The organism is Xanthomonas sp. SHU 308 (genome assembly GCF_000364645.1).
Classification (GTDB): Bacteria; Pseudomonadota; Gammaproteobacteria; order Xanthomonadales; family Xanthomonadaceae; genus Xanthomonas_A; species Xanthomonas_A sontii.
The window spans coordinates 1-5,873 of the sequence record NZ_AQOK01000070.1 but is presented as its reverse complement, the minus strand read 5'-3'; the positions used below and the strand labels follow the sequence as shown (position 1 = coordinate 5,873).

Sequence of the window (5,873 nt, the reverse complement as noted above, 5' to 3'; positions counted from 1 at the left end):
GGGGCGACATGTCCAGATACAAGGAGCGGCTTCAGCCGTGATCGGCTTTCCCGGGAAAGCCTGTCGCGGCTGAAGCCGTTCCTACGAAAGGCGGCATGTGCGACCACAGCGGATGTAGATGCGCGCATTCTCAAAGCAGACATGCGCGACGCACGCGCACTTGGTCGCTCGCGATCAGGCCGCTGGCTGCCGAACGCAAACAGCCTTCCTCGTGCTCACGCATCGCGGCACAAACCTGACAGTTCAGCGACCGCTACGCGCCCGGACCCTCACCCCAACCCCTCTCCCGGGGGGAGAGGGGCTTACTGCGTCATCGGCTGAAGCCGCTCCTGCAAGCGCATCCCGGTCTTTGCGCTACACCGCAGTGTTTGGATCGCCGTCGTATCAGCGCAGCTGCAGCAGCGCGCGCAAATCATCCATCAGCAACACCACGTCGGCCGTGGCCAGATCCAGATCGCGCGGATAGCCGTAACGCACCAGCGCCACCGGCATGCCGGCGGCGTGGCCGGCCTGCAGGTCGGTCCCCGAATCGCCGACCATCAGGCAGCGCGCCGGCGGCTGCGCGAACCGCTGCGCCAGGTGCAGCAGCGGCGCCGGGCTGGGCTTGCGCTCGGGCAGGCTGTCGCCGCCGAGCACCGCAGAGAACAGATCGGCCACGCCCAGATGGCGCAACAGCGGCGGCACCATCACCGACGGCTTGTTGGTGCACAGCGCCAGCGTCACGCCATCCGCATGCAACTGCGTCAGCGCCTCGGCCGCACCCGGATACAGCCGCGGACTGCGCAATAGGCATTCGGCGTAGTGACGCATGAAGGTCGGCATCACCGTCTCGAGCGGCGTGGCGTCGCCGGCATGCCGCCAGGCGCTCTCGACCAGTTTGCGCACGCCCTCGCCGATCCAGCCGAGCACGGTCGCCTCCGGCACGCGCGGCAGGCCGAAGTCGGCCAGGGTACGGTTCAACGCCTCGGCGATGTCGGCGCCGCTGTCGACCAGGGTGCCGTCCAGGTCGAACACCACCAATGCATAAGGAAATGTCATGTCGTGCCAACACAGGGGGACAAGTGCGCATTGTAGGTGGCGCAATGTCGGACGCGGTTGCGACGCGCGCGCGCGACGCGTGCCCTGCCTTCGCTGGCACGCGATTGCGACCACGCCACGCCCGCTGCGGCAGCGCCGTGACGGCGACCGAGCGCGCGAACCGCGCTCACGCGATCCATCCCGACCCGGGTCAACCGCTCGATCCCTGCGCTCGCGCGCACGACACCCGAGAACATCACCGGTTGGCGATCCCCACCCATGTTTCAATCCACGCATCCGTGAGGACGCGACCAGGTCGATCCGCGTGCCGGAGGATGAAGTCGCTGTTGCAACCCGAGCAGCATGCCCCTGTGGGAGGGACTTCAGTCCCGAAGCGGGAGCGACGGCCAGGTTCTCGGCCTGCACCCACATCCCATGGTTGTTTCAACACACGCACACGCGAGCGTGTGCGACCGCTTACGCTGTGCCTGCTGACCCACTCGATGTGCTTTCAATCCACGCCCCGCAAGGGCGCGACACAGACCCGCCGTCGCCGCACCGTAACCCCAGGTGTTTCAATCCACGCACCGCTCAGGGCGCGGCGATAGAGGGTACGACAGTCTCCCGTGGCACACGTTCCCATGCAGTCAGCCGGGAAGGCACTATCCCAGGCGACGCCACCGCCTCAACCGAACAAGCGCCCCTGCGCCTGCCCCGGCTCGCGCTCGTGGAAGCCGGACAGGCCGACGCCGACCAGGCGGTAGCGGGTGGATGCCGGCAGGTCCACCCGCTCGCGCAGCGCCAGGGCGATGTCGATCAAGGCGTGCAGCGAGTCCGGCGGTTGCTCCGGGGTGAAACTGCGGGTGAGGATGCGGAACTGCGCGGTCTTCAGCTTCAGCACCACGGTGCGCGCGATGCGCTCGGTGCGGCGGGTGGCGTTCCAGGTCTTCTCGGCCAGTTGCCGGATCGCCGGCTCCAGCGCCTCCAGCGCCAGGTCTTCGGCGAAGGTGTCCTCGGAGGAGATCGACTGCACCGGCTGGTCCGATTCCACCGGGCGTTCGTCGATGCCGCGCGCGCGCTGGTACAGGCGCAGGCCGAAGCTGCCGAAGCGCGCTTCCAGTTCCGCCTCGCTGCGCGCGCGCAGATCGCCCACGGTGGCGATGCCCAGTTCCGCCAGCTTGGCCTCCATCACCTTGCCCACGCCGGGCACCTTGTTCACCGGCAACGGCGTCAGGAACGCTTCCACGCGATGCGGGCGGATCACGAACTGGCCGTCGGGCTTGCGCCAGTCCGAGGCGATCTTGGCCAGGAACTTGTTCGGTGCGATGCCGGCCGAGGCGGTCAGTTCGGTTTCGGCGCGGATCTGCGCGCGGATGGTCTGGGCTATCTCGGTGGCGGTGCGCAATTCGCCCTTGGGCTCGGTGACGTCCAGGTAGGCCTCGTCCAGCGACAGCGGCTCGATCAGGTCGGTATGACGCAGGAAGATCTCGCGCACCTGCCGCGACACCGCCTTGTAGCGGGCGAAATCCGGCGGCACGAAGATCGCGTCCGGGCACAGCCGCTCGGCACGCAGCGCCGGCATCGCCGAGCGCACGCCGAACACGCGCGCCTCGTAGGAGGCGGCGCACACCACCGAGCGCATGCCGCGCCAGGCCACCACCACCGGCTTGCCGCGCAGCGCCGGATCGTCACGCTGCTCCACGGACGCGTAGAACGCGTCCATGTCGACGTGAATGATCTTGCGCATCGACCCCATACCCTACGCCTGCGAACGGTGTGCGCATGATAAGCCCCGCGCTGCGCACGGACTGAGAATGCGCGCCTTGATCCGGCGCAGTGCGCGCGCCACCGCCGCTGCCGACACTACGCGTGCGTACGGATAAAACGTTTGATTGAACGCGCGAAGCTCATGCACTCTTGCGCGCCTCGACTGTCTCGCCTGGGAATGTTCCGCTCATGAGTCGTCTGTCCTCCTATTCGCGCGAGCAATTGCTCGCCAGCGCACGCGGCGAGTTGTTCGGCGCCGACGCCGCGCGCCTGCCCAACGATCCGATGCTGATGTTCGACCGCATCGTCGCCATCGACGAGACCGGCGGCGCGCATGGCAAGGGCGTGATCCGCGCCGAACTGGATATCCGCCCGGACCTGTGGTTCTTCGGCTGCCATTTCATCGGCGATCCGGTGATGCCCGGCTGCCTGGGCCTGGATGCGATGTGGCAGTTGACCGGCTTCTTCCTGACCTGGCTGGGCGCGCCCGGCCGCGGCCGCGCGCTGGGCGTGGGCGAAGTGAAGTTCACCGGGCAGGTGCTGCCCATCGCCAAGCAGGTGGTGTACGAGATCGACATCAGCCGGGTGATCAACCGCAAGCTGGCGATGGCGGTGGCCGACGGCCGCATGTCGGTGGATGGGCGCGAGATCTATACCGCCAAGGACCTGCGCGTGGGCCTGTTCACGTCGACGGAGGCATTCTGATGCGGCGCGTGGCAATTACCGGAATGGGCATCACGTCGTGCCTGGGCAACGACCTGGACAGCGTGTCGCGCGCCTTGCGCGAAGGCCGCGCCGGCATCCGCCATAACCCGCAGGCGGTCGAGGCCGGCCTGCGCAGCCAGATCGGCGGCGATGTGCAACTGGACCTGGACGCGGCGATCGACCGCAAGCTCAAGCGCTTCATGGGCGACGCCTCGGCCTACGCCTACCTGGCGCTGCGCGATGCGCTGGCCGATGCCGGCCTGGACGAGGCGGCGATTAGCGACCCGCGGATCGGCCTGATCGCCGGCTCCGGCGGCGGCTCCAGCCATTGGCAGGTGGAAGCGGCGGATCTGCTGCGCAACCGCGGCGTGCGCAAGGTCGGCCCGTACATGGTGCCGCGCACGATGTGTTCGGCGGTGTCGGCGAGCCTGGCCACCGCGTTCAAGATCAAGGGCGTGAGCTACTCGTTGTCGGCCGCGTGCGCGACCTCGGCGCACTGCATCGGCGCGGCGGCGGACCTGATCCGCCACGGCCAGCAGGACGTGATGTTCGCCGGCGGCGGCGAAGAGCTGGACTGGACCATGAGCCTGATGTTCGACGCGATGGGCGCGCTGTCCACCGGCTTCAACGACACGCCGGCGGTGGCGTCGCGGCCCTACGATGCGGCGCGCGACGGCTTCGTCATCGCCGGCGGCGGCGGCATGCTGGTGCTGGAGGACTACGACCATGCGGTGGCGCGCGGCGCGCGCATCCATGCCGAACTGGTCGGCTACGGCGTGACCTCCGATGGCGCCGACATGGTGGCCCCGTCCGGCGAAGGCGCGGTGCGCTGCATGCGCATGGCGCTGCAGGGCGTGGACGCGCCGATCGACTACCTCAACACCCACGGCACCTCGACGCCGCTGGGCGACGTCACCGAGCTGGACGCGGTGCGTGCGGTGTTCGGCGACGCGGTGCCGCCGCTGTCCTCGACCAAGGCGCTGTCCGGGCATTCGCTGGGCGCAGCCAGCGTGCACGAGGCGATCTACTGCCTGCTGATGCTGCGCGACGGCTTCATCGCCGGCTCGGCCAATATCGACACGCTGGATCCGCGCGCCGAGGGCTTCCCGATCGTGCGCGAAAGCCGCGACGCGGACTTGCGCACGGTGATGTCCAACAGCTTCGGCTTCGGCGGCACCAACGCCGCGCTGGTGTTCGCCAAGGCCTGACCGTATCCAGGCCGCACGGCGCCTTTGAGGGCGCCGTGGCGCGGCTCAGCGTTCCAGTTGCTTCACGTCGTGTCGCCCGGCGGCCTCGTCCTTGTGCGGTTCCGGCTTGGCCGGTGGCGCTGAGGGCGGAGGCGGAGGCGGAGGTGGCGGAGGTGGCGAACTCGGCTTCGGCGGATGCCGCTCGACCCACTGGATCGTCGCGGGCGTGGGCGGCCACGAAGGCGATGCCGACGGTGCGGAAGCAGACGGCGGCACCGGTTGCAGTCCCATCGATTCGCGCTGGCGGCGGTCGCTGTCCTGGCGTTGCAACTCCTTCGCCAGTTCCTTGTTGTAGCGGGGATTGAGCGCGTCCGGTGGCGGGATCTGATGCATCCGCTCGCCCGGCGGCGTCCATGGCGGCGTGGCGCTCACGGCCTCGGACGCGGACGCCTGCGGTGGAGGGGGCGCCCGCCATTGCGGCGCCAACTGCCGCTGCAGCGGTGCCGGGATCTGCGCTGGACCAGCGGCAGTCGCCGCGCTTTCCAGCGGGCGGTAACGCGCGCGTTCGCGTGCCCACGGCTGGCCGCGATAGTGCGTGTCCCAGTAGCGGTCCAGCGCGAAGCCGACCGTGGGCACACCGAGCGAGGCGCCTGGCGCGACGCCCTGCCCCTCTTCGTGAAAGTCGATCGCACCAGCCGGCAGCCAGCCGCGTTTCTCGCGCCAGCTGACATCGCACCAGGCCCAATCCCGTGTGCAGCCATGCACCTGCAACGCGTCGTCGGTGGCCGGCGTAGCCACGCGCGGATACTCCGGCGCCGGGCCGGCGCGCAGACTGGCGCCGATGCGCACCGTGCCGCTGCCGTCCTGCGCCAATGCCGGCGCGGCCATGCCCAACAGCAACGGCGTCCACCACCCTGCTCGCTTCATGCGGTCCTCCTTGTGCAGTGCGGCAGTGCCCTGCGCCGCGATCGCGGCGGCGAAGATCGACGTGCCGCTGTGCTGTGTTCTAGCACAGAGGAGCTGGGATTCGGGATTCGGGATTCGGGATGATCAGTCTGCGGCTGTTGAAAGCCGGGAATCGGGAATCGGGACGGCAGCGTAGTCCGCGGAGCACAATCGCTGCAAAGCGATCCAGTGCGCCGATAAAAAACAGCTGCTTTTGTGGGAGGGGCTTCAGCCCCGACGGGCTTTCCCGGG

The 5,873-nt window shown here is 68.9% G+C and carries 5 protein-coding genes; 2 read left to right on the top strand and 3 right to left on the bottom strand.

From position 1 onward, the window contains the following. Positions 1 to 384 precede the first annotated feature (384 nt). The gene (gph, locus tag D588_RS0103285; RefSeq protein WP_026143322.1) at positions 385 to 1,038 is read right to left on the bottom strand and encodes a phosphoglycolate phosphatase; all 654 of its coding nucleotides are present in this window, start codon (positions 1,036 to 1,038) and stop codon (positions 385 to 387) included. 664 nt (positions 1,039 to 1,702) lie between these two features. Then, on the bottom strand, positions 1,703 to 2,773 hold the full coding sequence (gene dinB, locus D588_RS0103280; protein ID WP_017914960.1) for a DNA polymerase IV: 1,071 nt from the start codon (positions 2,771 to 2,773) through the stop codon (positions 1,703 to 1,705). 200 nt (positions 2,774 to 2,973) lie between these two features. Between dinB and fabA the strand changes: the two genes are divergently transcribed. Both fabA and fabB read left to right on the top strand, forming a co-directional pair. Continuing rightward, complete coding sequence (gene fabA, locus D588_RS0103275; RefSeq protein WP_017914959.1) at positions 2,974 to 3,489, top strand: 3-hydroxyacyl-[acyl-carrier-protein] dehydratase FabA; 516 nt, start codon at positions 2,974 to 2,976, stop codon at positions 3,487 to 3,489. Beyond that, a complete protein-coding gene (gene fabB / locus D588_RS0103270; RefSeq protein WP_026143321.1) occupies positions 3,489 to 4,697 on the top strand; it encodes a beta-ketoacyl-ACP synthase I in 1,209 nt (402 codons plus the stop codon). Before fabA ends, fabB begins: the two co-directional genes overlap by 1 nt. Before the next feature lie 45 nt (positions 4,698 to 4,742). Here the strand turns inward: fabB and D588_RS0103265 are convergent, their stop codons facing one another. Then, on the bottom strand, positions 4,743 to 5,603 hold the full coding sequence (locus D588_RS0103265) for a hypothetical protein (RefSeq protein WP_232764209.1): 861 nt from the start codon (positions 5,601 to 5,603) through the stop codon (positions 4,743 to 4,745). Positions 5,604 to 5,873: the final 270 nt, after the last annotated feature.

Coding starts and splice junctions, on each gene's coding strand:
- dinB (WP_017914960.1), bottom strand. CDS start 2,773: ATGGGGTCGATGCGCAAGATCATTCACGTCGACATGGACGCGTTCTAC.
- gph (WP_026143322.1), bottom strand. CDS start 1,038: ATGACATTTCCTTATGCATTGGTGGTGTTCGACCTGGACGGCACCCTG.
- D588_RS0103265 (WP_232764209.1), bottom strand. CDS start 5,603: ATGAAGCGAGCAGGGTGGTGGACGCCGTTGCTGTTGGGCATGGCCGCG.
- fabB (WP_026143321.1), top strand. CDS start 3,489: ATGCGGCGCGTGGCAATTACCGGAATGGGCATCACGTCGTGCCTGGGC.
- fabA (WP_017914959.1), top strand. CDS start 2,974: ATGAGTCGTCTGTCCTCCTATTCGCGCGAGCAATTGCTCGCCAGCGCA.